We start from the raw sequence: 24169 nt of genomic DNA, 5'->3' as shown, positions 1-24169 counted from the left end.
ATCAGAGGGCTGCCTCTGATAGGGGTTTTGCCTTTTCCTCATCTACGCTACATTCAGCTTTAAGTTTTTCTTAAAACTGTTTGTCATTTTTCTTGTGCTCAAAACCGCTTTTGCTTGGTAGGATTGTCGTCTTTCCGACACTTTGCGTAATAGCGCCGGTGATCGGTTCCGATATTCCCGTATTGCCTGCAGCTCAACTGAAAGATCTGTGTGCAATCAAGCAGAACCTCTCCTTGGCCAACCCCTGTGGTTGGCTTTTTTTTTGGCTTCTGATGATGGCTACACGCCATCGTGGCTGGCTCGGCGCTCAGGCTGACAGATCCGTTACCTGCTTTGGAGGCGCGGCCGCCAATGCCAGATCTGTATCGGCAATCACCCGAGGATGTGTAACGACTTTGGGGCAACGTTTGCAGGCTTCGGCGCCCTCCTGCGCCCACCAGAGGCAGGTGGAACGGATGGCGCATGGTGCGCGGCCTACGAACATAATGGGTACTGTGCTGACGATACGGCTGACGAGCGTGCACTGATGTGCTTCGCCATCGTGATGCTTGCAGGCGGTTTTGGCGCAAGGCGCGGCGACACGCAGCACCTCACCAGGATCCTCACCATTCAGTTTGGCTACGAGTTCCGGCGTGGCATCCAGTGTTTCCTTTAAATAGTGAACTTCCGGTTTTTCCACGGTGCCAGCGACTATGCCAAATACCTTGCCATCTGGCGTATCCCAAGGGCTGCTTGGGCACATCAAGGGGGTGTCGTTCATTTTTGTTTTTCCTCGAAATTACGAATGGGAAGCGCTACCCGGCCCGGATGGTGATATGTCGTGGCGGTGTGCCATGCCCCTGCAGCCATGACAAGGTTGTGTCAATTCTGGGGTGTGGCGTCAGTAGAGGTAGCCAATTCAGCTCCTTGCCGGCAACGATTTTCCTCTCATGGGTAAGGCGATATCTCCATATTCGTCCGGCCTGCCTGGAAACGAAATGTCAACAGAAGCCCAGAATAGACTTTTGCGATCCTGATCATGGATTGCTGAGGATTTTAATGCAGGCTATAGATCAGTATATGGAGGGGAGTCTGCTGGTTTGAGATCGAATAAATGGTGGGTTTCTTGATTAAATTTTGATCAAATAATCAGTGGCTTGTAACCAGTATGAAATCTGCATTCCATACTGGTAGGCATTACTCATTTAATCTGGCTGCAGAATTCGACCAAATCGGAAGAGTGTCCTGGGTAATCGCATTCCGCTCAGAACTGATTTTCTTCAACGGCAATACGTCCAACACGACGATCACCCTCCAAAGCGTCGCTTAAGCCGCCAGCAATGGCGTTGAGCTCGGCGGCACCCAGTTCACGGACTTGCTTGGCACGGAAGGTGGCTTGAGCCAGTGTCGCATCCAGCTCAGCAAGATTCAGGCTGGTCGGGGTGATTTTGCTAGTTGTATTCATTTTTGCTCCGATTTGATTGTTTAAAATTTTGATGGATTGATGGAATGACCTACCCCATCAGCCCCTAATTTATCCGTTGAAATGGATCTGTGCAATTGCGACGGGGTTTTGTGTGTGGCTGGTGAGCAGAAGGCCAAGAGTAAAACCTGCAATATTTCTGCGGGTATATTTGTAGTAATTGATTCAAAATTGGAGGGGATTTTGGCTTAAATACCGGTTATGAAAATGGTTATTGGTTGCGGCGAGCGCTTAATGGCTTGTTCGAGGTCTTCACCTGGCGGGGCCAAAGACGGCAGGCCCCTTGATGATGGCGGTAAGGGGGGCATCTCAGTCATGGGGGGCTTCTGGTGGCTGGGCAGCCATGGCCAGCTCGCGTTCGGTTATCACGCGAGGGTTGGTAATGACTTTGGGGCAGCGCTTGCAGGCTTCGGCGCCCTCTTGTGCCCACCAGAGACAGGTTGAACGGATGGCACACGGTGCCCGCCCAACGAACATGATTGGCACTGTGCCGACAATGCGGCTGACCAGCGTGCATTTGTGCGCTGTCCCGTCGTGATGCTGGCAAGAGCTTTTGCCGCATGGGGCGGCAACGCGAAATACCTCCCCAGGGTTTTCGCCGTTGAGTTTGGCGGCCAGCTCGGGCGTCGCATCCAGTGTTTCTTTCAGATAATGAACTTCCGGTGTTTCCACCGTGCCGGCTACGACACCAAATACCTTGGCGTTAGGTGTTTCCCAGGGGCTGCTTGGGCACATCAAGGGCTTGTCGCTCATTTATATCACCTCAAATCAGAATGTATTGAATACCAGACTGCCGATGGGAAAGCTGCCAAATGGCTGGGGGTAATTACCCTGAAAACGGAATGCCAGCATAAATAGCCATTGGGTAAATCAAAATCGAATGGATAAGTTGGTTTTCTGGATACTTATTGGGTGGATTGGTTGATTAAAAAGCGAACGTCTGTGTGCATTCCGGTTTGTATGAATCATTTGTATGGAAAATCACTGCCGGTATGGGATGGATGTCCCATTTCCATACCGGCAGCGATGTCCAGGATCAGCTTGCTCTGGCGAAGGCCAAATAAAGATCAGGGGCGGCCGATAATGATGATGCCGCCGTTATTGATCTGATCAATGACGCCAGGACGCTCCAGGCGTCCAATAATGTCGATAGGCTTGAGGACAGCCAGCGTTGCGCCTCCTGAGATGTCCGCAAGCTCAGTTTCGCTTAGTTCACGCACCTGCTTGGCGCGGGCGGTCGCCTTGCCAAGTACGGCATCCAGTTCTTCGACATTCAAGGCTGTTGGCATGGTTTTGATGGTATTGCTCATGACGGCTCCAAATTGATTACCTGCGGTTTGAATGGGTTGATGGATTTATCGCATCCATCGCTATTGAATTTATCTGCATGAAATGCATTGCGCAATTGCGCTGGTAATTGTGCGGTTAGCCATTTGGAGTATGGCCGAATGGACTATTTGCGGAAATATCTTGAAAAATAAAGCGCTTGTATGGCTGGGTTGGAAATGACCAGAAGCTATTTCGGTAAAATTTCACATTTTTATTATTTGAATAACAGGATGAATGTCCCGGTTGGCGGGAATTAAATCGGGCATTTTCCGAAAACAAAAAAATGGGTTAGCGGAGCCAGGCTTGATGGCATGAAGATTGTTTAGAGGGAGACGTGCGTCGGTTCTGTTGTGGCCGTGGCAGGTGTGGTTTCTGCGCCGGGGCGGTCAGACCGCCCCGGCTTGGGTTAGACGATGCGTCCTTTGGCGCGAATCGTGGCGCGACTGGCGCGCGAGCGTGCCTTCCACTTGGCGACCTGCTCTTTATATTCGAGTGCGGTCATCTGATCGCGCCGGACTTCCCGCAAAAGCTTGTGGTAATTGCGCAGCCGGTCTGGCGGAATCGCATCCCGCACGGCGCAACCGGGTTCTTCGAGATGCTTGCAGTCCTTGAAACGGCATTGCTCGGCCAGGCTGGTGATGTCCTCAAATGAAGCGCCGACGGTCGCTTCGTCAGCATCTGGGCGCAGAGTGCGGATGCCGGGTGTGTCAATGATGCAAGCGCCACCGGGGCAACGGTGCAACGAGCGGCTGGTGGTGGTATGGCGGCCGCGCCCATCGTCCTCTCTGACGCTGCCGGTATTTTGCTGATTGGATTCGGTCAGCGTGTTGGTCAGCGTGGATTTGCCGGCACCGCTTGAGCCAATCAATACCAGGGTCTGGCCGGGCGTCAGCCAGGGCACGAGTTGTTGCCGCGTTGTTGTGGAAAGGCCATTGATGGCCAGCACCTCAATGTGGGGCGGGACTCGCTGGCGGACCGCCTCGACCTGACTGGCCAGGTTTGTAGCGAGGTCCGCCTTGGTTAGTACCACAACCGGGTTGATGCGTGCCGTGATAGCGATGGCCAGAAAGCGCTCCAGCCGTCGCAGGTTATAGTCCAGATCCAGCCCCATGACGATCAGCGCGGTGTCGATATTGCTGGCAACCGCCTGACTGATGCCGTCTGCATTTCGGCGAGACAGGTGGTTGATTGGGTCCAGACGCCGGGTGACCCAGAGTTCCTGGTGGTCCCGGCGCTCAGCCAGTACCCAATCGCCCACTGCCAAGACTGTGAATTCATCAAGCAGGCTGCGGATCAGGCTAGGGTGGGGGCGCGCAAAATGGCTATCGCAGCCATCGTGCAGCATGAGGTGTTCGCGCTGGACATCTACCACGCGATACAGCTGAGTGTTGTCTGGGTAAGTCTGGGTGTAGAGCTGTTGTACGAAAGTTTGAGTCAGGCCGATGCTCGCGAGGCGAGCGAAATCGAAATGGATCATGGTCTTGAAATGTCCGAATGCAATGAGTTCGAGTAGAACCACGGCGCAGTAGCGCGCGAGGAACGAAATCGGCCGCCAAAAGGCGAATCAATGCACGTCGGTCAAAGACCGGAACAGCCTGAAATGCTGGGAAAATGGGTGCGAGCTGATGAACCTGGGTTCAGGCGGCCGAAAGGGGGGCAAGATCAGATGTACGCATGGCAGCCTCCACAATCGGGTTTGAAAGGACGGCCAGTGTCGCGCTCGACAGCGGTCGCTGGCAAGAAAAATTGCCAATCGCCCCAGATGGGTGAGGCGGATTGGCAACAGGAGTCATCGAGGAAAATGGGGCAGATTACTGAATCTGAACTTAGAAAACCTCGTAAACCTGGCCGGTCTGCGCACCTTCCACGCTACGTGAGAAGGCCAGGGCCACCCGGGCGGCAGGCACGGCCTCAAAGCCACGGAAGTAGGGGCCGTAGGCATCCATGGACTCCTGCAAAACGTTCGGGCTGACAACATTGATGCGTATGCCGCGTGGCAGTTCGATGGCTGCGGCGACGGCAAAGGCTTCGAGCGCGCCGTTGACCATCGAGGCACTGCTGCCGTAGCGGATCGGGTTGCGGGTGAGAATCCCGCTAGTCAGCGTAATCGAGCCGCCATCGTTCAAAAAGTGCTGACCGACCAGCGCCAGATTTACCTGGCCCATCAATTTGTCCTGCAGACCAATGCCGTATTGCTCAGGAGTGATATCGGATAGTGGTCCGAAGTGAACATTACCTGCAGCAGAAACAATCGCATCGACTTTTCCGACCTTTTCAAACAAGGCACGAACGCTGTTGATGTCGGTGATATCAACCTGAAAGTCGCCGCTGGATTTGCCAACCTTGATAATCTCATGGCGGGAAGAGAGTTCATTTACAATGCTTTTGCCGATTGTGCCGTTAGCGCCGATAACGATGATCTTCATGACTTGCTCCTTGGTGTCGAGTGATGGTGAACAGTTGATGGATGCATCTTAGCGCTTTGCCCGGCTGGGATAATCGGGGTGAAACTGGAATTATCGTCAACTATATGGAAACAATTGCTTCTCATATCGACTGGGCCATGGCCTATCTGTGCGTGGCTGAAGCCGGAGGATTCACGCGGGCGGCAGAACAGCTGGGCTGTTCCAAGGCGCATGTGTCCAAACAGGTTGCTCAGCTTGAAAGCGCGCTGGGGGTGCAACTCCTCTATAGAACAACCCGGCGGCTGACGGTAACCGAAGCAGGGCAGATTTATCTTGGCTATTGCCAGCAGCTGCGCGAGACGCTCGAAGCGGCTGGTCGCGCGGTGACCAATGTGCGGCAGGAAGTGAGTGGTCTGCTGCGCATCACTGCACCAACCACGTTCGGAGAAGTCTTCCTGGCGGACTTTCTGCTTGCCTTCAAGCAGCGTTACCCCGCGATCAAGGTGGATGTTGATCTGAGCCTCAACTTTCGCGATCTCGAAGCCGATGGGTTTGACTTGGGAATACGCTCAAGCCCAGGCCAGAGCGATCGGCTGATTGCCAAGCCGGTAGGCGTGCGGCGGGATTGGCTGGTGGCATCGCCGGCACTGATTGCGCAGGTGGGGGCGCCCACCCGGCCGGAGCAGTTGGCGACCTTGCCGTGTATCGTCAATGGCCATTTTCGTGATGCAGAGCGCTGGTTGTTTTTTCTGGCAGATGCGTCCACCAGTGTCGAGGTCTGTAGCTGGTTGAAGATCAACGATTACCAGCTGATTCAGAAGCTCTGCCTGCAAGGTGCCGGCTTTGCTTGCCTGCCGCGTTATCGAGTCGAGCCCGATGTCCAGGCCGGACGGCTGCAGCGGGTGATGCCGGACTACGATCTGCCGTACTTCCCCATCTACCTCGTATACCCCTATCGCCAGCCACAACCCGCCAAGGTGCGGGCGCTGATCGATTTTGCCAGCGAGTGGTTTGCAGGGCAGGAGCGTGTGCAGGTGCGGTTATGAAACCGGTGCCTTCATCTGTCAGCTATATTGAAGGTTGACCCTATCCGGTAGCCATGGATGCTGGCTGGCCTGGTGCGGCGGATTTCAACTCAGTTGGGTGGACCATGCACGCTGCCGATGTCGATTTCGGATTACTGCCAGATGTGGTGGTTGAGGTACAAGACCACCTGCCGCTGCTGGAAAGCGATCTGCACCGCCTGGTTCAGGCACCGCACTCGGTCGAGCTGCTATCGAGTGCCTTTCGGCGCATGCATACCATCAAGGGGGACTTTGGCTACTGCAATGCCATCCCCATCATGCAGTTTGTTCACCATCTCGAAGATGTCATGCAGAAGCTGCGCGACCGCACCTTTCTGTGTTCGGCCCTGGTTGCCGAAGCGTTGCTGCAAAGCATGGATCAGGTGCAGGAAATGATGATGGTGCTGGTACAGACCCACCAGTTCGATACAAAACCCCGCGATGCCCTGACCCGGCTGATCCAGCAGCTATCGCAGGCCAACGATCAGGAACAGGCCGATGAGCTATCACGGCACATCCTGATGGCGGCGCACAGTGCCTGGCAGGGCGATGAGGGGGCTGATACTCCGGAAGCTGATCCGGGCAGTCTGGCCCGTGCCCTGTCGGTGGGTGATCAACTGGCCGATGCCCTGGAGCGACGCATGCCTGCCTGGCAGGGGCGGCTAGCCAGCCAGCGGGCGCTGGTGCTGGCCTTGAACCAGCGCTACCTGCAGCCATGCAACCCGGACCTGCTGTCGATTGCCGTCAGTTGGCATGATGTCGGGCTGCTGGCTTTGCCAGACCGGCTATTGCTCACCCCTCCCAAGCCCAAGACCGATGATTGGCCTGTTTGGGCTGAGCATCCACAAACCGCCGCCAGCTGGCTGCTGGCGGTCTCGCCCGACTGTGCCGAGGCGGCGCAGATTATTCGCCAGCATCATCTCTGGGCGAATGGCGCCGGGATTCCCGCGCCGGACTACAGCCTCCCGCCGCATCCCGGTGCTCAGATGCTGGCCTGTGCCGACCTGCTATTCGAGCATGTGGCGGGCCAGACCGGCGATGCCTATCGAAGAGGTGTCCTGCGTACGGTTTTCGACGTCAATGGCGGCCTCGACACTCGCTTCGATGCTGCGCTGATCAATGCCTTCGAAGCAACGGCGAGGGAATTGACCTCTCCGTAAGCCTGCCGGCACCCAACACGAATCGAATTTCTCCTGCCGACCCCGTACACTCCAAGCGGGCGCTGTTGCCGGTCATGATGAAGTTGCCAAGCAGCGACCTCGCTACACAGGGTCTCGAAGTCGCCAATACGACGGTTCAGGCACTGTGTAATCAGTACATTCAGCTCAGTCTCTGCAACTTCGATGCTTGGGCGTCGAGACAAACTCAAATCCACCCCATAAGGCCTTGGTCGTAGCGGGCTCGAAGGCTTCGTACAATGCAACGGGCGTGTGCGTATTGAGTGAAACATCCAGTACCTTTTCCACGCACGCCACAAACTCCGCATGCTTCTCCGGCGGAATCACCCTGCCAACCCTCTTCCATGGTTACAGAGCGTTTTTTGCCCAACGTACTGTCACATATCAGAGAGGGATTCCTCGTGTTTCAGCTCAACCGCCCGATCTCCCAATCGCTGCAATGTCCGGCATGCCTGGCCTTCGGGGGCTTCGCTGCTGAGGGGGCAAGTGTACTTTCGCATCCCGTTATTTCCCCCTCTCGCCCACCAGTCGCTTCTGATAATGCAATGACCGATCGGGTGTGACGTGACGCTGACCTGCCTCGATGTGCAGGCAGCTCAGCGTGCCTGGATATGGGCGACCAGCTGCGGGAAAAATTCGGCGAAGTCGCTGCTAAGCCGCTCGCGTTGCTGATCAAGCGCGGTAAAGGCGCCGCCTAGATCAACGGGTCGGCGCAGCCGGTTGCCAATGCGGACCAGGGTTTGCTGGATGCCGGCTGGCTCGCGGTAATGGCACAGCCAGTCCTCTGCGGCCATGACCTCAAATCGTTCATGCAAGAATGTCGGTAGTTCGTGCAGATGCCGCTCGAACGCGGCGTAGACCTCGGTCGCAAACTGCTCAAGCGGTTGTTGCGCATAACGCTGCCAGGCCTGCGCGAGCAGATGGTCGTAGTAAATATCGATGAGTACCGGCGCAAACCGCCGATAGTCAGGGCTGATGCGGCGGATGCTTTGCCTGACCAGCGGGTGGGCATCGGTATACGCATCAATCTGGCGATGGCGGGCAATGCCGGCATGAAAGGCATCAGGCAACTGCTGCAACTGTGCCAGCGAGAGTACATCCGGCAGCAGGCTGCCGACGCGGAAAGCCGGTGTCGGCTCGGAGAGATACAGATGGGCGAGGTAGTTCATGCGGGCCGTTTCGTGGCGGCGTCAGTCTTTGAATAAATGCGTAAACGCCCGGCTGACGGGCAGCTTTTCCGGGTGGTTTTTCAGCAACACCTGCATACGCTCCGCATCCAGTCGCTCGGCAGCCGCAATCTGCCGGGCATTGACGACCGTGCCGCGATGAATCTGCCAGAACAGATCCGGGTCCAGTCCCTCCAGCATGTCTTTGAGGGGTGTGCGCACCAGCGCTTCGAAGTCGGTCAGCACGATGCGGGTGTATTTGGTGTCCGACTGGAAGAACAGGATGTCATCAACGTGGATCAGCTTGATCTGCTTGCCGACGCTGGCCTTGATCCAGGTGAGTTTCTCGGGTCGGGTCTGGGGTACAACGGCCTTGAGCTGGCTGAGAATCTGCGCCAGATCATCCGGCGGTGCTGTCAGCTTCTGCTTGATGCGCTCAATGGTTTTTTCCAGCCGCTCTACCTGCACGGGTTTGAGCAGGTAGTCCACGGCGCCGGTATCAAAGGCATCGACAGCATATTGGTCATAAGCGGTGACAAAGACCTGATGGGCGTTGGTGCCGATCCGCTCTGCCACTTCCAGCCCGGAGAGCCCTGGCATGCGGATATCCAGAAACACCACATCCGGCTCGTGCTCCAGAAAGCCATCCCAGGCGTCGTTGCCGTTTTCGGCCTCGACCACAATCTGCGCTTCCGGCCACAGCTCGCGCAGCATCGCTGACAATCGCTCGCGCATCAGCGGTTCATCTTCTGCGATCAGAATTTTCGGGTTCATGCAGACTCCGTTAGCCGCTTGGTTTCAGTTCGGCTGGTTCGATTAATTGGCGCCTTGCTTCATGTTTAAACGCTAACAGAACCTAGGCTGTGTGATGGAGAGGCAGGCTCAGCGTGGCAATGGCTCCTGCTTCTTCACCTGCTGCCAAGGTCAGGTCGGCGCTGCTGTCATATACGAGATGGAGCCGTTCGCGAATATTCGCAAGGCCAACCCCGCTTTCGCTGATCTTGTCCTTCAGGCCTACGCCAGTATCTTCAACGCGCAGGATCAGGCACGCATCCTGCTGGCTGGCTGTGATGATCACCGCTCCCCCACGCAAGGCGGGTTCAATGCCGTGTTTGATGGCATTTTCAACCAGTGTCAGTAATAGCATGGATGGAATCTGATGCGATGCCAGCGTTTCAGGCAAGTGGAGTTCGAACCGTAGCCGGTTACCCAGCCGCACCTGCATGACTCGCAAGTAGGCTTCGGCCTGCTTGAAGTCGTCGGCCAGGCTGACTTTGTCTGCGCGTAGCTGGGTCATGCTGCTGCGCAGGAATACGATCAGGTCTGCCGTCAGCGCGGCAGCGCGTGGCGCTCCGTGCTCGGCCAGCTGTTGTACGGCACCCAGCGTATTAAACAGAAAGTGCGGCTCAATCTGGGCCAGTAACAGCTTCAGGCGCGAGTCGCTGAGCTGGCGTTCCAGCCGCTCGTGTTCGGCTTCTGCACGCAGCTGCTCGCTCAAGGCTTGATACTCGCGGTTGCGCAACATGCTGACCAGCATGGTCAGGCCAATGTAAGCCAGGCCGCCTATTGTTCCGCCGATCAGTACAACCCGGCCAACCAATCCAAACAGGATTGATGGCGATTTGCCCAGAAGCAGCAGAACCCCGGTGGCGCCAGCCAGCACACCGGCCGCCCAGAGAATGCCTAGTAGCACCAATCGACGGGAGCGATACGCCATGATCCGCCGATAGTCCACCCAGCCCACCAGCAATGCCATGCCTGTGACCAGGGCAAAGGCGTTGGCAATGGCAATCGCCTCCAGCAATCCAAACAGCTGGGGCCATCCCAGGTGAATACACAGGCCGATCAGGCTCGCAGCCGCGATCAGCCGGATCAGGAACCATACCCCTTGCCAGCCCTGATAACGCCTGACCAGAGATGACAGCTGTTGTCGCTCAATCTGGCTGAGGTCGGCGAAAGCATGGCGAGTACGGTTGCCGACCTGCTGCCAGTCTCCGGCTGGCACGCGCCCTTCAATGGCGGCCAGCAATTCCAGTTCATAGCGCTGATAGCCGTTGATCAATCTTCTTAACATCATGGGTCTCCTTTTGATCTGGGCAATGGGTGTTCTTCAAACTTCATCAGTGCGGATCAGTCATCTTGTTGTTCTGATGCGGCATCGTCGAGCGCGCATCGGAGGATCTGCTCAAGCTGCTCGGTGCAGACATGGTGGAACAGCGCACCACCTGTAATCCGCACATTCGGCCCCTCTTCGCAGCTACCCAGGCAGGGAAAGCGCTGCACAACCAGCCGGTCCGCCAGTCCCCGCATGGTGATCTGATGCGCCAGCGTATCGGCCAGTACCTCACTGCCACGGCCTCCGCAGGAAGGCTTGTTGCCAAAGCGCTGTTTGGTGCACACAAGCAAGATTTTCATGCTGGGGTATTCTCGTCGGTGTGCCGATGCCGGGTGGTTGGGCGTTGCAATAATGGGCGCAGTAACCCTACAACCAGCAAGCCGCTTACTAGCTGGACCAACAGCGACAACGCCGCCGCCAGCTCGAACGAGGCACCGGCTACCTGTAGCCAGGACAGCACGTGTCGGGAAATTCCGACAGACCCCAAGGCCAACATAAAGGACAAGCAGACTCTCCGGATTCTGAAAGCGGTATTCCCGCTGCTTTGCGATGGCTTCATGACGTCTCCCAGACGGTATTTGTTTTGATTTCAAACGATTGTATGGCGCAGGGTGCTATCTGCCCCATCTGGCCAGGATAACCCCGGCCAGCGTTTGTCTTTCGGCGCCTCTTTCCTTGTGGTGCTTGAAGTGAGCATGCCGCAGCAGATGCCGTCTGCCCAGTTCGGTTGCGACCAATGACGAAAAGAAGGAGACGAAAGACGGTTAACCGGGCCGAAGGCTGGCCGGAATTTGCGTTGGCTCAAAAACCATGCAGATGACCGCTCTACACTGTTCAACACGAAGTCTCCCCGGCTTGAAATGCCCGGATCGTTGCCCCAACTAAGCTGCATACACGACATCTAGCGGAGGACGCGCCATGCGATTCGACAAACTCACTACCAAATTCCAGCAGGCATTTGCCGAGGCGCAATCCCTGGCCCTGGCCAATGACAACCCCTATATCGAACCGGTTCATCTGCTGATGGCCTTGCTGGCCGATGCAGACTCCGGTACCGCCTCGTTGCTGGCGCGGGCCGGGGTCAACGTCAACCCGTTGCGCACAGCACTCGATCAGGCCATCAAGCGCTTGCCGCAGGTGCAAGGCACCGGGGGCGAGATCACCCTATCCAAAGAGCTGACGAATCTGATCAACCTTACCGACAAAGCCGCCAGCAAGCGGGGGGACCAGTTTATTTCGTCTGATCTGTTCCTGCTGGCGTTGGCGGATGACAAAGGTGAGGCCGGCCGTCTGCTCAAGGAATATGGCGGCAAGAAAGACGCGCTAGACGCAGCGATTACGGCCGTGCGTGGGGGGGAGGCGGTCAATTCGCAGGATGTCGAGCAAAAGCGCGAAGCGCTGGCCAAGTATTGCCTGGATCTGACCGAGCGGGCGCGCCAAGGCAAGCTCGATCCGGTAATCGGCCGCGATGATGAAATCCGCAGGGCGATTCAGGTGCTGCAGCGTCGCACCAAGAATAACCCGGTGCTGATTGGCGAGCCGGGTGTTGGCAAGACCGCCATCGTCGAAGGTCTGGCCCAGCGCATCGTCAATGGCGAGGTGCCCGAATCGCTCAAATCCAAGCGTCTGCTGGTGCTGGATTTGGCTGCCTTGCTGGCCGGTGCCAAGTACCGTGGCGAGTTTGAAGAGCGGCTGAAGGCGGTGCTGAACGAAATCGCCAAGGATGAAGGCCAGATCATCGTGTTCATCGATGAAATCCACACGCTGGTGGGCGCCGGCAAGGCCGAAGGCGCGATTGATGCCGGCAATATGCTCAAGCCGGCGCTGGCACGGGGCGAAATGCATTGCATCGGTGCCACCACGCTGGATGAGTACCGCAAATACATTGAGAAAGATGCGGCGCTGGAACGCCGCTTCCAGAAGGTGCTGGTTGATGAGCCGAGCGTTGAAGACACCATCGCCATCCTGCGCGGCCTGCAGGAAAAATATGAAATCCACCACGGGGTGGAAATTACCGATCCGGCCATTGTGGCTGCCGCCGAGCTGAGCCACCGCTACATCACGGATCGCTTCCTGCCTGATAAGGCGATTGATCTGATCGACGAGGCGGCCGCCCGCATCAAGATGGAAATCGACTCCAAGCCCGAGAGCATGGACAAGCTGGAACGGCGGGTGATCCAGCTCAAGATCGAGCGCGAAGCCGTCAAGCGTGAGAAGGACGATGCCTCGCAGAAGCGGCTGGCGCTGCTGGAAGAGGAGATGGCCAAGCTCGAACGCGAATACGCCGATCTGGAAGAGGTCTGGAAAGCCGAAAAAGCCGCTGTGCTGGGGTCGCAGGCCATCAAAGAAGAAATCGACAAGCTCAAGCAGGCCATGGAAGACGCCCGTCGCAAGGGTGACTGGCAGAAGATGAGTGAGCTGCAGTACGGCAAGTTGCCTGAACTGGAAAGCAAGCTGAAAGCGGCTGAAGCGACTGAAGGCAGCAAATCACCCAACCGCCTGCTGCGGACGCAGGTGGGCGCCGAGGAAATTGCCGAAGTTGTCAGCCGCGCCACAGGTATCCCCGTCAGCAAGATGATGCAAGGTGAGCGCGACAAGCTGTTGCGGATGGAAGACGAATTGCACCGCCGTGTGATTGGCCAAGATGAAGCGGTGCGCTTGGTCTCCGACGCCATCCGTCGGTCGCGTTCCGGGCTGGCCGACCCCAACAAGCCTTATGGTTCTTTCCTGTTCCTGGGGCCGACTGGCGTGGGTAAAACCGAGCTGTGCAAGGCGCTGGCCAACTTCCTGTTTGACTCGGAAGAGCACCTGATCCGTATCGACATGAGTGAGTTTATGGAGAAGCACAGCGTGGCCCGCCTGATTGGTGCGCCACCCGGCTATGTGGGTTACGAAGAAGGCGGCTATCTGACCGAAGCCGTGCGCCGCAAGCCTTACTCGGTGATCCTGCTGGATGAAGTGGAAAAAGCCCACCCCGATGTTTTCAACGTACTGCTGCAGGTGCTCGACGACGGCCGCCTGACCGATGGGCAGGGGCGCACGGTGGATTTCAAAAACACCGTGGTGGTGATGACCTCCAATCTGGGCAGCCAGCATATCCAGACCATGGCCGATGATGACTATCAGGTGGTCAAGCTGGCGGTATTGGCAGAGGTCAAGAGCTACTTCCGGCCCGAGTTCATCAACCGGATCGACGATGTGGTGGTGTTCCATGCACTGTCCGACAAGAACATTGCCGGCATCGCCCGTATCCAGCTCAAACGGCTGGAGCAACGTCTGCGTGGTATGGAAATGGGGCTGGAAGTGACCGAAGCCGCGTTGGCGCAGATCGCCGAAGCTGGTTTCGACCCGGTGTATGGGGCCCGCCCACTCAAGCGCGCCATTCAGGCCGAAATCGAAAACCCGCTGGCCAAGTGCATCCTCGAAGGCCGCTATGCACCGGGCGATACCATCAAGGTGGATAGCCAGGAAGGGGTGATCCGGTTTGGGAAGGCTAGCGGGGACTAACCACCCGCTACGTGAACCTCGGTTCAATACCAATTTGCAAGGACTGTCCCAGATAGGGCGGTCCTTTTTTATTTTTGCCAATGCCCTTGCCGTGACTCGCCGTGGGGGCAACCGATAGCGTTCTGTGACTAATTAGGGCGGATTTACGGGGGATTGGTGAATGTCATGTCCGCAAGACCCAACAGAACCTAATGGACTGCGTTATATATAAGTAGTCATACGGAGGAATCTTCAATGCTCAGGTCATTTTCTATTGGTACTAGTCTGGGTATTGGCTTTGGCACGGCCATTGTCAGCCTGCTGATTGTTGCGTTGACAGCCATTGCCAACGGGGGGCGGATCAAAAGTGGCGTCGATGCGCTGAAGGATGAAGTCGTGCCCCAGAATCAGCGGGTGGTGGCAGTGCAGGCGGATGGAATGGCTATTGGCATCGGTGTTCGCAATTTGCTGATGATTGATGAGCAAAAGCAGCTGGAAGCAGAGATTGCCGCTTTGCGAAGCCGGCAACAGCAATTTGAATCGGGCATCGCAGCACTCGAAAAAGCGGCTGACGATGCGCAGACGCGCGCTAGCGTGACCACGATCAAGGCGCTTTCGGCCAAAATCAAACCAGTGGTAGAGAAAGCCATTGATCTAGCGCTGAAGTTCGACCGGATGGAGGCATCCAATACGGTATTGGCGAGTACGGCGGATATGCAGGCTATCCAGACCGAACTGGAAAAACTGGTGAAGTTTCATGGCAGCCAGATTAAGCAGGCAACGGACACCATCTGGCATTCGGTATCGGCGATTACCGTCGTCGTCTCGCTGGTAAGTGTGGTGGCGATTGGCGCCTCGGTAGTCGCGGGGGTGTTGATTGCCCGCAGCATTACTCATCCCCTCAAGCAAGTGACGGACGTGGCGGAGGCGGTTGCGGCCGGCAATCTCAGCGTGCGGATCGAGGTTGATCGGCAGAATGAGATCGGGCGTTTGCAACGGGTGGTGCAGGAAATGGTATCGGGCCTGACTCAAACCGTACGGCAAGTGCATGAAGGGGCGGACGCCGTGCTGGGGTCGGCCAAGGGCTTGGCCCATGCCGCGCAGGTGGTAACTTCCACCTCTCGTGAACAGACCAGCGAAGCCGCGCAGACCACTGCTGATGCGGGCTCCTTGGCGCAGAGTATTTCCACCATGACCGATTCGGCGCGGGAGATGGCGGCGATGTCGGAGGAGAGCTTGCGATCGTGCAATGCCGGTGCCGGCAAGGCCAGCCAGTTGATGCAGGAGATGCAGATCATCAAGGCATCGACCAGTGAAATCACCGATCTGGTGGGGGTGTTTGTACAAAATACTGACAAGATCAGCCTGATGACCCAGCAGGTTCGGGAAATTGCTGATCAAACCAATCTGCTGGCACTGAACGCGGCGATTGAGGCGGCCAGGGCCGGCGAGCAGGGCAGGGGCTTTGCGGTGGTGGCTGATGAGGTGCGCAAACTGGCCGAGAAGTCTGCTCAATCTGCCAGTGAGATCAACACGGTGACAGCGGCATTGGCGCAGCAGTCGAAAGAGGTTCTGGCGGCGATTGGATCGGGTTCGAGCGCTATCGAAAGCAGCCAGGCGGTGGTGCAGGAGGTCGCGGAAGCGATTGGCCAGACACAAGGTCTGGTACAGCGCTCGGATCAGAGTGCCCGGTCAATTGCTGCAGAGATCCAGCGCAATGATCAGGCCAACCGCCGCATCGTCACCCACATCGGCAAGATCGGTGACATGATCGAGTCTACCCATCAGGAGCTGGTGATGGTGTCCGATTCGGTCAGAACACTCGAACAGCTGGCTGCCGGATTGCATCAGGCGAGTTCACGTTTCCGGCTTGAATAGTCCGGCAGGAAGGCTTGAGTCCGCCCTGTCTGTGCAGGGCTTCTTTGGCAGGCAGCGCCACTGGCGCGCTGGCGAGCTATAATCGGCCGCTTCTACCCAAGGAACCACCGGAAGGACTCAGCATGGGCTTTCTAGCCAACAAAAAAATTCTGATTACCGGTTTACTCTCCAATCGCTCCATCGCCTATGGCATTGCAGAAGCCTGCAAGCGCGAAGGTGCGACCCTGGCGTTTACTTACGTCAACGACAAGCTCAAAGACCGTGTTGTTGATATGGCCCACGAGTTTGGCAGCGACATCATCTTGCGTTGTGATGTATCGAGCGACGAGGAAATCGCAGCCATGCTCGCTGAACTTGGCAGCCACTGGGATGGCTTGGACGGCTTGGTCCACTCTATTGGCTTTGCGCCGCGTGAGGCCCTGTCGGGGGATTACCTCGACTCGGTCAGCCGCGAAGCCTTTCACATTGCCCACGACATCAGTTCCTACAGCTTTGCCGCACTGGCCAAAGCGGCTCGCCCGATGATGCAGAATCGCAATGCGTCGATGCTGACCCTCAGCTATCTGGGCGCCGAGCGTGCGGTACCGAACTACAACGTGATGGGCCTGGCTAAAGCCAGCCTGGAGGCGAATGTGCGGTATATGGCGTCTTCACTGGGGCCGGAAGGGATTCGTGTCAATGGCATTTCGGCTGGACCGATCAAGACCTTGGCCGCTGCCGGCATTTCAGGCTTCTCCAAGATCCTGCACCATGTAGCAGCCCATGCGCCGATGCGCCGGAATGTGACGATCGAAGAGGTCGGCAATGTAGCCGCCTTTATGCTGTCAGATCTTTCCAGCGGCATTACCGGCGAGATCACTCACGTTGATGGTGGTTACAGCACAACGGCCGCTGGCTTGGCCGAATAAGCTTTCCTTAACGTCGATCCCAAATGCCGCGCCTTTGCATCCTGCGAAGGCGCGGCATTATTTTTGGCAACTGTTGCATCCCTTGCTATCGGGCAATGCGGCAATTCGTCTGCTTGCATTTCACGCCACATTTGTCCCCACTCATCCCGCAATAACCGCATTTCATCACGCAGACAGGCGAGCGGTGAACCTGTTTGTGCTGCGTTGCAGCATGCTTGTTTTCGAGTGAATTTTACCTGTTCAGACAACTAGACAAGTGACGCATGTCATCAGGCATTAATACAGATTTTCTATCTCACTAGACTAAAACTGCTTAGATTACTTTATGTAACCTATTGATAATTAATAAAATACTTAATTTTCGGAATTGGGGGTAAGAAATGGTCTGAACCTAGGGAAAACGAGTATTCGTACTGGCAGGGTCGCGTTCTATACCAAGTGTTCGGGTCTTTGTTTCATGTGTTTTCGGTGCAGTGCGGAATAAGTTCGTCGCCAATTCTGGCAGTTGATCCCCCGGAATCTGCAATTCGTCGCAAGCCGGTCGAGACCTGAAATGAGGTGGCGTAAATTTCACTCAACGCCGAACGACACACGGCAACAGATTCTGAAACCAGACTTGCAACAAACGCCAAACCAAGGAGCGCAACATGAAAACCCGCGAAATCAACCCGGTCGCCCAGATCACTGCTTCGGTCGTCATCGCCGGCGGGTTGTTCCTGGGAATCGCCGCTACGGTACAAGCACTCGTAATGCCGATCGAAAGAACCTACGCCCAGGTTACCGCCAAGGCAGAAGGCTCCGACATGGCAAGCCAAAACAAGCAATTGGCTGAAGTAAAGCAGGCCTCACGTCAATCCTGATCGCCAGGCCACCCCAACTTCGAGCTTGAATTTGCTAAAAGGAAATGATCATGGAAACCCGCGAACCCAGCAGAACAGCAATTTTTTTCGCCTCCTTGGCGATATCAGGCAGCTTGTTCCTGGGGCTGTCGCTGATAGTAAGCAAGTTTGCAACGCCTTTTGAAGTCACCTACGGTGCCATGCTGGTTCGCGGTGAAGGGGATCAGGTCACCGCTGTTGCCAAAGCCAAGACTCCACGTAATACCGAAGTGGCTGCAGCACCGGTAACGCAGGATCGGTCTTGAGCGCATAAGACGTGTCATCAGACAGATTTGCGGGGTGGTAACCTGGCTGCTCCGATGCCACACAGGCAAAGATTTTTCCTCGGTAGTAACTCTCCCTGACTCTGGCGGCCTCTGGCCGCCATTTCTTTTTGTCTGGGCGTAACCGGATCCAACCGGCAGCGCCACATCGTTGCAGGGTAAAATCGGGCTTTCAGTTTTGAGAGAACGCCATGATCCCGCTTCCTCCCCATCACGTCATCGCCGCAAATGTTGCGCAAGCTCTGAATGAAGATATTGGAGAGATGGATTGGACTGCTCGCCTGATTGCCGAAGACAGGATCGGTCGGGCTCGAGTGATTGCCCGCCAGAATGCCGTGGTGGCTGGCCAGGCTTGGTTTGATGAGTGCTTTCGGCAGGTGGATGCGCGCTGCCAGGTGCAGTGGCGAGCGGAAGAGGGCAATGCCGTAGCGGCTGAAACCATTCTGTGCGAGATCGAAGGCCCTGCCCGGGCGCTGCTGACCGCTGAACGCAGTGCGCTGAATTTTCTGCAGACCCTATCTGCTACCGCGACTATCACCCGCCGCTTCGTTGATGCCGTAGCTGGCACCCAGGCGCGTATTCTTGACACCCGCAAGACCCTGCCCGGACTGCGACTGGCGCAGAAATATGCTGTCCGCGTTGGCGGTGGTGACAACCAGCGCATCGGCCTCTACGACGGCATTCTGATCAAGGAAAATCACATCATGGCGGCCGGCGGCATCACTGCTGCCATGCAAGCCGCAAATGCCTTGGCGCGACCGCATGTCACCATCCAAGTGGAGGTGGAAACCCTCACTCAGCTGGCAGAGGCCCTGGCCGCCGGCGCAGTGTCGGTCCTGCTTGATAATATGTCGCTGGAACAAATGCGCGAAGCCGTCCAGCGTACCGCTGGGCGGGCTTTGTTGGAGGCATCGGGCGGCGTAGACGAAACCACCGTTCGCGCCATTGCCGAGACCGGGGTAGACCGCATCTCCATCGGCCGCCTCACCAAAGATGTGCAAGCCGTAGACCTCTCCATGCGCTTTGAATTGTAACGGTAATCCCCCATTTTTAATGGGGGTTAGAAGTAGAGCCAAGTGGCCATAGCCAGCCGCTGTTTTGGAATGATGCCACCCAAGGCTATATTCGGGAGTTCATGATGGCGAAGCCAGAGCCAGCGAGTTGCGTGCTCCTGAACCTCGGAGATCGCTCGAACAGGTGATGGCCCAGTCAATCATAGCGGACGGTGTCCTTCCGCCTGCTTCAGTACCGCGATGATCTGGCTGTCCGAAAACCTTGATCTCTTCATCTGTGAGGACTCCCTCTATTCGAGAAAATTCTACTTATGATCTCTGCGGCTTTCGGGGGGATTATTCTGCCGCCTCCCGCGCTCTCTACAAGTAGCCATTGGCGTAAAAAAGGCGTAATAGTGGCGAGAAAGTACAGAAAAATGCGAGGGGTGGCGCTAATCGAAAATCCCTAAAAACCCTTGTGCAGCAAGGATTTGGCGGGATTTTATGGAGCTGTAAGAAGAGGTATTGGTGCCCGGGGCCGGAATCGAACCGGCACGGGCGTTTTAGGCCCGACGGATTTTAAGTCCGTTGTGTCTACCAGTTTCACCACCCGGGCGGATGGCAGGAATTTGGAGGCGGGTGCCGGAATCGAACCGACGTCTACGGATTTGCAATCCGCTGCATAGCCACTTTGCTAACCCGCCGCTATCCAATTACTGCTTAATTCTAGATAGGGTTTACTCTGTTGCCAGAATTCTAGGGTAATTATTTTTGGCAACGAAGCATGAAGAATTTGGAGCGGGAAACGAGACTCGAACTCGCGACCCCAACCTTGGCAAGGTTGTGCTCTACCAACTGAGCTATTCCCGCGTCTTTGCAACAAAAGCCTGATTTTTTGGAGCGGGAAACGAGACTCGAACTCGCGACCCCAACCTTGGCAAGGTTGTGCTCTACCAACTGAGCTATTCCCGCTTTGTTTCAGACTTCGTGTTGATCGAAGAGCCGCAATTATAGGTGATCTGAAATGTGTGTCAAGCGTTTTGTGTAAAAACTTTTATGCGCGGTGTTGGGTGGCTGGCGGGAAGGCTTATATGTAGTTTTGCTACATGAGATACCGGGCTACTATGGGTTTGGTGTGTAAAATGGGCTACGAACGCATGTTGATCTAGCGCAGGCTTTGCTCGAATGTGGCTGGCGTTGGGTCGTTATGGCAAAGCATGGATTATTAGGGGACAACAACATTATGCAACGCAGTACCAAAATCGTCGCAACGCTGGGGCCAGCGTCCAATGATCAAGCCGTGCTGGAGAAGTTGATATCGGCTGGCGTCAACGTTGTTCGCTTGAATTTCTCGCATGGCAGTGCGGCGGATCATATCGAGCGTGCCAGAGTGGTTCGCGAAGTGGGTAGCAAGCTTGGGGTGCCGGTTGGGGTGATGGTTGACTTGCAGGGCCCGAAAATTCGCGTCGGTAAATTCGAGAAAGGCAAAGTAACGCTGAACAATGGTGATCGCTTCATTCTCGACGCCACCTGCGAGTTAGGAAATGCCGAGCGGGTCGGCTTGGACTACAAAGATCTGCCGCGTGATGTGGAGGCTGGCGCGGTGCTGCTTCTGGATGATGGTCGTATTGTGCTCGAAGTCGTTTCTGTCGCTGGGCCCGAGATTCATTGTCGCGTCAGGGTTGGGGGTGTGCTGTCGAATAACAAGGGCATCAACCGGCAGGGGGGAGGCTTGTCGGCCCCGGCGCTGACCTCCAAGGACATGGATGACATCAAGGTTGCGGCGCAGCTGGAGGCGGATTACGTGGCGGTTTCCTTCCCCAAGAGCGGTGCGGATATGTATATGGCCAGAACCTTGCTGCGAGCAGCGGGCGGTCATGCACAGGTGATTGCCAAGGTGGAGCGGACCGAGGCGATTGATAACCTCGAAGAGGTGCTCGACGCTTCCGATGGTGTCATGGTGGCGCGCGGTGACCTGGCGGTGGAGGTAGGCGATGCGGCCGTGCCGGCGTTGCAGAAGCGGATGATTCGCATGGCGCGTGAGCGCAATAAGCTCACCATTACCGCCACACAGATGATGGAGTCGATGATCAACAGCCCGGTACCTACGCGGGCGGAAGTTTCGGATGTGGCGAATGCCGTGTTGGATGGCTCCGATGCCGTGATGCTGTCGGCCGAGACGGCGGCGGGCAAGTATCCGGTCGAGACGGTTGAAGCGATGGCTCGTGTTTGCCTGGAAGCCGAAAAGTCGTCCGACTATGTGTTGGATCGCGCCTTTTTGCAGCGCGAGTTCACACGTATCGACCAATCCATTGCGATGGCTGCGCTGTTTACGGCCAATCATATGAAGGTCAAGGCGATTGTGGCGCTCACTCAGACCGGCGCTACGGCGCTCTGGATGTCACGGGTGAACTGTGGTGTGCCCATCTATGCTCTGACCCCCGAAGTGCAGACTTATCGCCGTCTCGCCTTGTTCCGCGACGTCTATCCCTTGATGCTGGCGCATGATCGCGACCGGGAGCAGTTGCTGTTGGCGGCTGAAGTTGAGTTGCTACGGCAAGGATGGGTGCAGCCGGGGGATCTGGTGGTAATTACCGTCGGCGATACCGTGGGCCTGGTAGGCAACACCAACACCATGAAAATCTTGCGTATTGCCGATCGTCGCTGATCTGCACCGGTATTTGATGGATAAGTAAGAAAGGGTCGGCAAATTGCCGGCCCTTTTGCAATTCTGGCCGGTAGGGTGGCGGAAATTGCCGCTGTGGGAGGCCACAGCCTTGTACAACGACGCCCTACTGGCAGGTTTGGGTAGAGAAGCCGACCCAGGGCTTGCGCAACATTACCGTGGCGACGTCCCAGGCATCCCAGGTGCTGGGGTTGTCGAAGCTGAATTTTGGCGAGTTGCCATCGCCGACGATGGCGATCAGCTGCCAGATGCCAGAACTTGCCGCCTGGACCGATACGGTATCCATCAAGACGGTTGTGACAGGGCCGCCACCGGTGAGGTTTTCGGTACGCGGGATAAAGTAGTCGCCCTTAGGCTGCAAGGATTTCACGTCCTCACGGGGTAGAAAAATAAAGTTGGACCCCAGATTTTGCTTTTTGGCGACCAGAAAGCGTGGAATGCCCGAACCATCGGGGGTGTGCAGGAAAATGAACAGATCACGATCAACCGTCTTGTTGGCGTTGGAGGCATCGTAGGTCACGCTGAACGAAATCGCATCAAAGCCGGGACCGTCGCAGGGGATGATCTTGGTGTTGGTGGGGAAGTTGGCAGCAGGCTTTTCACCAGTCGTGCCTTTAGGCATCGACATGGTGACCTTCACCGTGTAGGCCGCATAACTACTGCCCAATGGCATGCAGAGCGCCAGTGCGGCGCAAATTTGCCATAACCTCTTCATAAGCCCTCCTGTCATACACAGTGTAGGTCAAAGCGTCATTTCTGCCGCTCTGATGCACGGGCTCGGCGAACCAATGGGCTACCGAGCCTGCGCTTCATGAAGCAAATACCCTGCCTGCCATTACAGGCGTAACGATTCCCCCGCCGCTTTCAGCATCAAATTAATGTCGGCGCGGCTGGCAACGGTGCCATGTGCGCCGGCGATGCGTTCTGGCGCCAGGCCCTTGGCCTTGAGCCAGCGCACAAAGGCGATGCCGCCAGCGTTGGCCGGGCCATTGCTCTGTTGTAGTTCGTGGTTGGTGAACATATCCGCCTGAAACAACAACTTCTCGGAGGGCAGATAGATCGTCAGGATCTGTTCGGCATGCGGATTGCCACTGACGTTGTAGATTTCCACCTGATGATGCTTGTCGGCCAGCACCCGTTTGCTGTCTGGGGCGATGCCGTCAAAACTCAGCGATTGGCCAGGGCGGTTGGCCGTCGCAATTGCCCGCAAGGTGGCTTCTGCGCCTTGGGGGGCGAGTACGCCGATACCCTGATCCACGACAGCAGGCAGACCGCCGGCGTGGTCGTCATGGTGATGAGTCAGAATCATGGTTTTGAGTGGCTTGCCAGGGGCGATGCGCTGGATGGCAGCCAGTAACTCGGTCGTGGCCTTCTCGTTGAGAGGGGCTTCCACCGCAGCGACCCAGTCATCGAATACAAGCACCAGCGAGGCATAATCCTGACCGCCCAGATGCTCGACCAGATACACATCCTGCGCCAGCTCACGTATATGCGGGGCGAGTGCTGATTCGGGCGGGGTCTCGATATAGCCGGCAGCGCTGCTTGCCGAATCGCCCAAGCTGACCGGCCCCAGCTTCTGGTCTGCCAGCGTCATCTCGAAACCCAGCCTGGGCATGGCCAGGGTTTCACCGGTAATCCGCGTCGGCAAGCGCAAGCCCGCCTGATCCTGATACGCCAGAAAGCGGACCTTATTCATGCCCTGGGGTTGCAAGGCATAACTGCGGGGCAGTCGGTAGCCCGCCAGTAGCATGGTTTCCTGATCAATCATCACCTCGATGGCAGATGCCAACCCTGGCCAGCGTGCCTGCAGACGGTGTACCGGACGCTCAAAGAAGGTGTCAGTGCCGCCATCGGTCAGCTCGGCGTCGCTACGGCTAAGCTGGCGCAACAACAGCAAGGGGTGAAAGCGGAAGGCATTGGCAGTCTGGCCGAGCGAAGCACTTCGACTATAAGCATGCCGGTGCAGATCGAAAACCTTAGGCTCCTTCCCCCCTAACTCCCGGGTGTGAACGGTATAGCCACCGGGAAACACCGTTTTGCTTTCCACCATGCTCGTACTGCCGGCCCAGTCAAACACATAGCGCCCCTGAAACGGCATCGGCTCGAAAGGCGGTTGGTAGCCACGCGCTTGCAGGGGCGCATAAAACCCGCCCGATAGCTCGAAACTGAACCCAGCCGCCACACGGAGACGTTCGGCGCCACCATGCGCCGCCAGGGTTCGGTTCAAGATCGCTTGCACGGCCTGGGCGCCAGATGGTTCAGCCGTCCCGGCGGCGTTGCCGGACACAGAAGCCAGAGACATTGCAGCGGTCAGCATGAAAGTGCGCATCAGAGGGG

22 protein-coding genes and 4 tRNA genes are annotated in these 24169 nt (G+C 56.7%); 9 read left to right on the top strand and 17 right to left on the bottom strand.

All coding sequences use genetic code 11. The features are described 5' to 3' along the window. Positions 1–307: 307 nt before the first annotated feature. The 6 genes from PZA18_RS07990 to PZA18_RS07965 form a co-directional block, all read right to left on the bottom strand. A complete protein-coding gene (locus PZA18_RS07990; protein ID WP_284100294.1) occupies positions 308–760 on the bottom strand; it encodes a nitrogen fixation protein in 453 nt (150 codons plus the stop codon). Positions 761–1243: 483 nt separating this feature from the next. After that, entirely contained in the window at positions 1244–1444 is a 201-nt protein-coding gene (locus PZA18_RS07985) for a hypothetical protein (protein ID WP_284100293.1), read from the bottom strand. A gap of 327 nt (positions 1445–1771) precedes the next feature. Then, entirely contained in the window at positions 1772–2215 is a 444-nt protein-coding gene (locus tag PZA18_RS07980; protein ID WP_284100292.1) for a nitrogen fixation protein, read from the bottom strand. A 314-nt stretch (positions 2216–2529) separates the two neighbouring features. After that, on the bottom strand, positions 2530–2772 hold the full coding sequence (locus tag PZA18_RS07975) for a hypothetical protein (protein WP_284100291.1): 243 nt from the start codon (positions 2770–2772) through the stop codon (positions 2530–2532). A 425-nt stretch (positions 2773–3197) separates the two neighbouring features. Next, a complete protein-coding gene (gene rsgA / locus PZA18_RS07970) occupies positions 3198–4268 on the bottom strand; it encodes a ribosome small subunit-dependent GTPase A (RefSeq protein WP_284100290.1) in 1071 nt (356 codons plus the stop codon). A gap of 349 nt (positions 4269–4617) precedes the next feature. Continuing rightward, positions 4618–5217: a short chain dehydrogenase gene (locus PZA18_RS07965; RefSeq protein ID WP_284100289.1), complete on the bottom strand. Its 600-nt coding sequence runs from the start codon at positions 5215–5217 to the stop codon at positions 4618–4620. Positions 5218–5321: 104 nt separating this feature from the next. Here PZA18_RS07965 and PZA18_RS07960 point away from each other — a divergent pair, with 104 nt between their 5' ends. Next, complete coding sequence (locus PZA18_RS07960) at positions 5322–6242, top strand: LysR family transcriptional regulator (protein ID WP_284100288.1); 921 nt, start codon at positions 5322–5324, stop codon at positions 6240–6242. Positions 6243–6346: 104 nt separating this feature from the next. After that, complete coding sequence (locus PZA18_RS07955) at positions 6347–7420, top strand: Hpt domain-containing protein (RefSeq protein ID WP_284100287.1); 1074 nt, start codon at positions 6347–6349, stop codon at positions 7418–7420. Between the two features lie 614 nt (positions 7421–8034). Here PZA18_RS07955 and PZA18_RS07945 read toward each other — a convergent pair. The 5 genes from PZA18_RS07945 to PZA18_RS07925 form a co-directional block, all read right to left on the bottom strand. Further along, positions 8035–8607 carry an acyl carrier protein phosphodiesterase gene (locus PZA18_RS07945; RefSeq protein ID WP_284100286.1) on the bottom strand — a complete coding sequence of 191 codons (573 nt, stop codon included), beginning with the start codon at positions 8605–8607 and terminating at the stop codon, positions 8035–8037. Between the two features lie 21 nt (positions 8608–8628). Then, complete coding sequence (locus tag PZA18_RS07940; protein WP_284100285.1) at positions 8629–9378, bottom strand: LytR/AlgR family response regulator transcription factor; 750 nt, start codon at positions 9376–9378, stop codon at positions 8629–8631. Between the two features lie 82 nt (positions 9379–9460). Next, positions 9461–10681 carry a sensor histidine kinase gene (locus PZA18_RS07935; RefSeq protein WP_284100284.1) on the bottom strand — a complete coding sequence of 407 codons (1221 nt, stop codon included), beginning with the start codon at positions 10679–10681 and terminating at the stop codon, positions 9461–9463. A 53-nt stretch (positions 10682–10734) separates the two neighbouring features. After that, positions 10735–11019: a (2Fe-2S) ferredoxin domain-containing protein gene (locus PZA18_RS07930; RefSeq protein ID WP_284100283.1), complete on the bottom strand. Its 285-nt coding sequence runs from the start codon at positions 11017–11019 to the stop codon at positions 10735–10737. Then, the gene (locus PZA18_RS07925; protein ID WP_284100282.1) at positions 11016–11225 is read right to left on the bottom strand and encodes a hypothetical protein; all 210 of its coding nucleotides are present in this window, start codon (positions 11223–11225) and stop codon (positions 11016–11018) included. Before PZA18_RS07925 ends, PZA18_RS07930 begins: the two co-directional genes overlap by 4 nt. A 413-nt stretch (positions 11226–11638) precedes the next feature. Here PZA18_RS07925 and clpB point away from each other — a divergent pair, with 413 nt between their 5' ends. From clpB to nadC, 6 genes are all read left to right on the top strand, one after another. Further along, entirely contained in the window at positions 11639–14227 is a 2589-nt protein-coding gene (gene clpB / locus PZA18_RS07920) for an ATP-dependent chaperone ClpB (protein WP_284100281.1), read from the top strand. A gap of 234 nt (positions 14228–14461) precedes the next feature. Next, positions 14462–16084, top strand: a complete 1623-nt coding sequence (locus PZA18_RS07915) for a methyl-accepting chemotaxis protein (protein ID WP_284100280.1) — start codon at positions 14462–14464, stop codon at positions 16082–16084. Positions 16085–16206: 122 nt separating this feature from the next. After that, a complete protein-coding gene (fabI, locus tag PZA18_RS07910; RefSeq protein ID WP_284100279.1) occupies positions 16207–16992 on the top strand; it encodes an enoyl-ACP reductase FabI in 786 nt (261 codons plus the stop codon). 647 nt (positions 16993–17639) lie between these two features. Beyond that, the gene (locus PZA18_RS07905; RefSeq protein ID WP_284100278.1) at positions 17640–17852 is read left to right on the top strand and encodes a hypothetical protein; all 213 of its coding nucleotides are present in this window, start codon (positions 17640–17642) and stop codon (positions 17850–17852) included. A gap of 50 nt (positions 17853–17902) precedes the next feature. Beyond that, the gene (locus tag PZA18_RS07900; RefSeq protein WP_284100277.1) at positions 17903–18136 is read left to right on the top strand and encodes a hypothetical protein; all 234 of its coding nucleotides are present in this window, start codon (positions 17903–17905) and stop codon (positions 18134–18136) included. A 209-nt stretch (positions 18137–18345) separates the two neighbouring features. Beyond that, positions 18346–19188 carry a carboxylating nicotinate-nucleotide diphosphorylase gene (gene nadC / locus PZA18_RS07895; protein WP_284100276.1) on the top strand — a complete coding sequence of 281 codons (843 nt, stop codon included), beginning with the start codon at positions 18346–18348 and terminating at the stop codon, positions 19186–19188. A gap of 484 nt (positions 19189–19672) precedes the next feature. Here the strand turns inward: nadC and PZA18_RS07885 are convergent. The 4 genes from PZA18_RS07885 to PZA18_RS07870 all read right to left on the bottom strand — a co-directional run bounded on the left by PZA18_RS07885 (position 19673) and on the right by PZA18_RS07870 (position 20118). Further along, positions 19673–19762: transfer RNA gene (locus tag PZA18_RS07885), tRNA-Leu, on the bottom strand. Between the two features lie 14 nt (positions 19763–19776). Then, positions 19777–19850, bottom strand: a tRNA-Cys gene (locus PZA18_RS07880). A gap of 90 nt (positions 19851–19940) precedes the next feature. Continuing rightward, positions 19941–20016: transfer RNA gene (locus PZA18_RS07875), tRNA-Gly, on the bottom strand. 26 nt (positions 20017–20042) lie between these two features. Further along, positions 20043–20118: transfer RNA gene (locus PZA18_RS07870), tRNA-Gly, on the bottom strand. Between the two features lie 271 nt (positions 20119–20389). Between PZA18_RS07870 and pyk the strand changes: the two genes are divergently transcribed. Then, complete coding sequence (gene pyk / locus PZA18_RS07865) at positions 20390–21814, top strand: pyruvate kinase (RefSeq protein ID WP_284100275.1); 1425 nt, start codon at positions 20390–20392, stop codon at positions 21812–21814. Positions 21815–21938: 124 nt separating this feature from the next. On the opposite strand, the gene PZA18_RS07860 is transcribed toward pyk, so the two are convergent. Beyond that, positions 21939–22547: a hypothetical protein gene (locus PZA18_RS07860; protein ID WP_284100274.1), complete on the bottom strand. Its 609-nt coding sequence runs from the start codon at positions 22545–22547 to the stop codon at positions 21939–21941. Positions 22548–22667: 120 nt separating this feature from the next. Next, entirely contained in the window at positions 22668–24161 is a 1494-nt protein-coding gene (locus PZA18_RS07855; protein WP_284100273.1) for an MBL fold metallo-hydrolase, read from the bottom strand. Positions 24162–24169 lie beyond the last annotated feature (8 nt).

The organism is Parachitinimonas caeni, from assembly GCF_030129945.1.
Classification (GTDB): domain Bacteria; phylum Pseudomonadota; class Gammaproteobacteria; order Burkholderiales; family Chitinimonadaceae; genus Parachitinimonas; species Parachitinimonas caeni.
Note: the sequence above shows the minus strand (reverse complement) of the source record. Positions and strands in the feature narration are given on the sequence as shown.

What these genes read in the sequence shown, in the direction of transcription:
- PZA18_RS07930 (WP_284100283.1), bottom strand. Translation starts at nt 11,019, where the DNA reads ATGAAAATCTTGCTTGTGTGCACCAAACAGCGCTTTGGCAACAAGCCT.
- PZA18_RS07945 (WP_284100286.1), bottom strand. Translation starts at nt 8,607, where the DNA reads ATGAACTACCTCGCCCATCTGTATCTCTCCGAGCCGACACCGGCTTTC.
- PZA18_RS07955 (WP_284100287.1), top strand. Translation starts at nt 6,347, where the DNA reads ATGCACGCTGCCGATGTCGATTTCGGATTACTGCCAGATGTGGTGGTT.
- PZA18_RS07900 (WP_284100277.1), top strand. Translation starts at nt 17,903, where the DNA reads ATGGAAACCCGCGAACCCAGCAGAACAGCAATTTTTTTCGCCTCCTTG.
- PZA18_RS07960 (WP_284100288.1), top strand. Translation starts at nt 5,322, where the DNA reads ATGGAAACAATTGCTTCTCATATCGACTGGGCCATGGCCTATCTGTGC.
- PZA18_RS07905 (WP_284100278.1), top strand. Translation starts at nt 17,640, where the DNA reads ATGAAAACCCGCGAAATCAACCCGGTCGCCCAGATCACTGCTTCGGTC.
- nadC (WP_284100276.1), top strand. Translation starts at nt 18,346, where the DNA reads ATGATCCCGCTTCCTCCCCATCACGTCATCGCCGCAAATGTTGCGCAA.
- PZA18_RS07990 (WP_284100294.1), bottom strand. Translation starts at nt 760, where the DNA reads ATGAACGACACCCCCTTGATGTGCCCAAGCAGCCCTTGGGATACGCCA.
- pyk (WP_284100275.1), top strand. Translation starts at nt 20,390, where the DNA reads ATGCAACGCAGTACCAAAATCGTCGCAACGCTGGGGCCAGCGTCCAAT.
- PZA18_RS07975 (WP_284100291.1), bottom strand. Translation starts at nt 2,772, where the DNA reads ATGAGCAATACCATCAAAACCATGCCAACAGCCTTGAATGTCGAAGAA.
- PZA18_RS07940 (WP_284100285.1), bottom strand. Translation starts at nt 9,378, where the DNA reads ATGAACCCGAAAATTCTGATCGCAGAAGATGAACCGCTGATGCGCGAG.
- PZA18_RS07860 (WP_284100274.1), bottom strand. Translation starts at nt 22,547, where the DNA reads ATGAAGAGGTTATGGCAAATTTGCGCCGCACTGGCGCTCTGCATGCCA.
- PZA18_RS07855 (WP_284100273.1), bottom strand. Translation starts at nt 24,161, where the DNA reads ATGCGCACTTTCATGCTGACCGCTGCAATGTCTCTGGCTTCTGTGTCC.
- PZA18_RS07980 (WP_284100292.1), bottom strand. Translation starts at nt 2,215, where the DNA reads ATGAGCGACAAGCCCTTGATGTGCCCAAGCAGCCCCTGGGAAACACCT.
- PZA18_RS07985 (WP_284100293.1), bottom strand. Translation starts at nt 1,444, where the DNA reads ATGAATACAACTAGCAAAATCACCCCGACCAGCCTGAATCTTGCTGAG.
- rsgA (WP_284100290.1), bottom strand. Translation starts at nt 4,268, where the DNA reads ATGATCCATTTCGATTTCGCTCGCCTCGCGAGCATCGGCCTGACTCAA.
- PZA18_RS07915 (WP_284100280.1), top strand. Translation starts at nt 14,462, where the DNA reads ATGCTCAGGTCATTTTCTATTGGTACTAGTCTGGGTATTGGCTTTGGC.
- clpB (WP_284100281.1), top strand. Translation starts at nt 11,639, where the DNA reads ATGCGATTCGACAAACTCACTACCAAATTCCAGCAGGCATTTGCCGAG.
- fabI (WP_284100279.1), top strand. Translation starts at nt 16,207, where the DNA reads ATGGGCTTTCTAGCCAACAAAAAAATTCTGATTACCGGTTTACTCTCC.
- PZA18_RS07935 (WP_284100284.1), bottom strand. Translation starts at nt 10,681, where the DNA reads ATGATGTTAAGAAGATTGATCAACGGCTATCAGCGCTATGAACTGGAA.
- PZA18_RS07965 (WP_284100289.1), bottom strand. Translation starts at nt 5,217, where the DNA reads ATGAAGATCATCGTTATCGGCGCTAACGGCACAATCGGCAAAAGCATT.